Genomic DNA, 2,218 nt, shown 5'->3' on the forward strand with positions numbered 1-2,218 from the left:
CTGGTTCCAGGTGGCCTTCACGTATCTTCTCGGCATGCCGCTACCCATTCTACACAGAATTTCATCCGTCACGGTCCCCGCCCAATTCGCCCAATCACTCGCCCACAGCGCCCCATCCCCCTGTCCGCCGATTATCGTCACAGGGTCCCCAAGGCTCGCCGACGGGATCTCAGTCACGTCGAACAGGGTGTGGTGCATGAAGATCTCCCCCACCGCCGGTGCAAGCCACCCACGGACTGCAGCCCGAGCGGCCCCAGAAGCGACCCGGGGCAGGCCGTCGCCGTATCCCACCGGCACAGTCGCGACAGTGGTCTCCCGCGTGGCCCTGAACGTTCCACCGTACCCCGCTCTCTCTCCTGGACGAATCCGTCGCAACTCGACGATCCGTGTGTAGACCGTCATCACGCGCTTGCCAAAGGGCTCGCCGCCCAGGTATCCGTATAGGCAGATTCCCGGCCTCACTAGATCGAGCCGCGTCTCCGGGTAATAGATAGCCGCCGCCGACCCGGCGGCGTGAACGCGCGCGGGCCTAACCCCCGACTCCCCCAATCTGCGGATGACCCACTTCAGCACCTCCAGCTCTGCCGAAACCGACCGGGAGTCGCCGCAGTCCGCACTGGAGAAGTGGGTATACACCCCTTCCAGTCTGACGTCCGGTCCAAGAAGCCCGATGACCTCTCCCAGCTTCACCGCGGCGTCCGGGGGCAGTCCGGAACGGTGCAGGCCCGAATCCACTTCGATCTCCACGCGGGCGGGGCTGCTCCGCAAACGAGCTTCGGCCGCGAGGCTGCTCAGTACGTCCGCTGAGTTGACAGTCACCACCGCGCCGGAGAGGACCACCCGCGTGACGTCATCTTCGGTGCAGGGCGCCAATACATGGACCGGGACCGTCACCCCGGCCTTGCGGAGCGAGACGGCATCGGCCATCCGTGCGACTCCCAAGCGTTCACTGCCCGCGGCGACCAGGGCCCGAGCGCACTCGACCAGCCCGTGTCCGTATGCGTCGCCTTTCACCATCGCCAAGACCGGGGATCCTTGACAGCGCTCTTTCACCAACCTGAGATTGTATGCGAGGGCATCGAGGTCAATGATGACCTCTGCGGGTGACAAATCCGACACCTCCGACTCACTTCCCGCCTGTCTTGCGCCGGGACGTGCACCTGCGGCTCAACCGACGGCCTTTCGATATGGCATCATGGGGCACGAACCGGGGTGTGGGCGCTCACGGTCACCCGTAGATGCTCTGGATCCCGGGCAGGCGCGCTCCCTCAAGCGGGGTGAATCCTTTCCCGGTTGCCGACCCGGGAACCGGTCGGGCCGATGCCGGGGTTCGCATTGCAGCGAGCAGGCCGGCCATCCTTATGGCGGCTTCCACTCCGTCAACCACCGGAACACTCAGGCGCTTCTCCAAGGGACTTCGTACAGCCGCGAGTCCGGCACACCCCAGGCAGACCGCCCTCGCTCCATCCTCCACGATTGCCCTCCTGGCGGCAGCCTCCATCTTTTCGATGGCGACCGCACCTGTGAGGTCGTCGGTGACGCTCATCCCCGCGCTTCGCACTGAGGCACACCTCGAGGCGAGGCCGTACCTCGCGACGACAGCTTCGGTAGTTGGGATCTCTTCGGGGGAACAGCATACCACGGAGAACTTCCCTGATAGTGCACACGCCACGAGCATGCTCGTCTCCCCGATTCCAAGCACCGGCCCACTCGCGATCTCCCTGCACGCCTCAAGGGCCGGGTCGTCATAGCAGGCGATCACGAAAGCGTCGAAGGCCGTCCTCTCCCGCGCAATGACCTCCAACGTGGCGAACGCCGCGACTACGTCATCCACCTGCGTGTCTATTCCGACGGGACCGAAATCGGCACGTCTCGTAACCACTTCGAAACCGGGATGGGACAGCCGCCTGCCCACTGCTTCAATTGTCGCCGTCATGGACGGGCTGGTGTTTGGATTGACCACAAGGATTCTCATCGTCTCTAGGCCTCCCCGAGCCGCCACGGCTAGTCCTCATGAGGCATGCAGCCGACGCTCTACGAACTTCCCTCTTCCCGGTCGCCCGAGGACCTTACCATCCCGCATCACTATCTCGCCCCGGGATATCGTCATTACCGGCCATCCCCGGAGTTCCATCCCCTCGTACACGCTGTAATCCGCGTTCCCCGGCAGGTTCCTGCAATCCACGACCGCCGACCTCTCCGGATCCACAACCACTAA

Annotated in this window: 3 protein-coding genes; all 3 read right to left on the minus strand. The window is 64.3% G+C overall.

What is annotated here, in order from left to right:
• Positions 1 to 1,110 (minus strand): alanine racemase (gene alr / locus NUW23_14495; protein ID MCR4427369.1); only part of this gene is annotated, 1,110 nt, incomplete at its 3' end.
• 118 nt (positions 1,111 to 1,228) lie between these two features.
• Positions 1,229 to 1,975 (minus strand): aspartate/glutamate racemase family protein, encoded by a 747-nt coding sequence (locus NUW23_14500; GenBank protein ID MCR4427370.1) that lies wholly within the window; start codon positions 1,973 to 1,975, stop codon positions 1,229 to 1,231.
• A 36-nt stretch (positions 1,976 to 2,011) separates the two neighbouring features.
• Positions 2,012 to 2,218 (minus strand): dihydropyrimidinase (locus NUW23_14505; protein MCR4427371.1); only part of this gene is annotated, 207 nt, incomplete at its 5' end.

The organism is Bacillota bacterium, assembly GCA_024655925.1.
Lineage (GTDB): Bacteria > Bacillota > DTU025 > DTU025 > JANLFS01 > JANLFS01.

Bases quoted from the DNA above. Each gene is read 5' to 3' on its own strand.
- NUW23_14500 (MCR4427370.1), bottom strand. From the start codon at position 1,975: ATGAGAATCCTTGTGGTCAATCCAAACACCAGCCCGTCCATGACGGCG.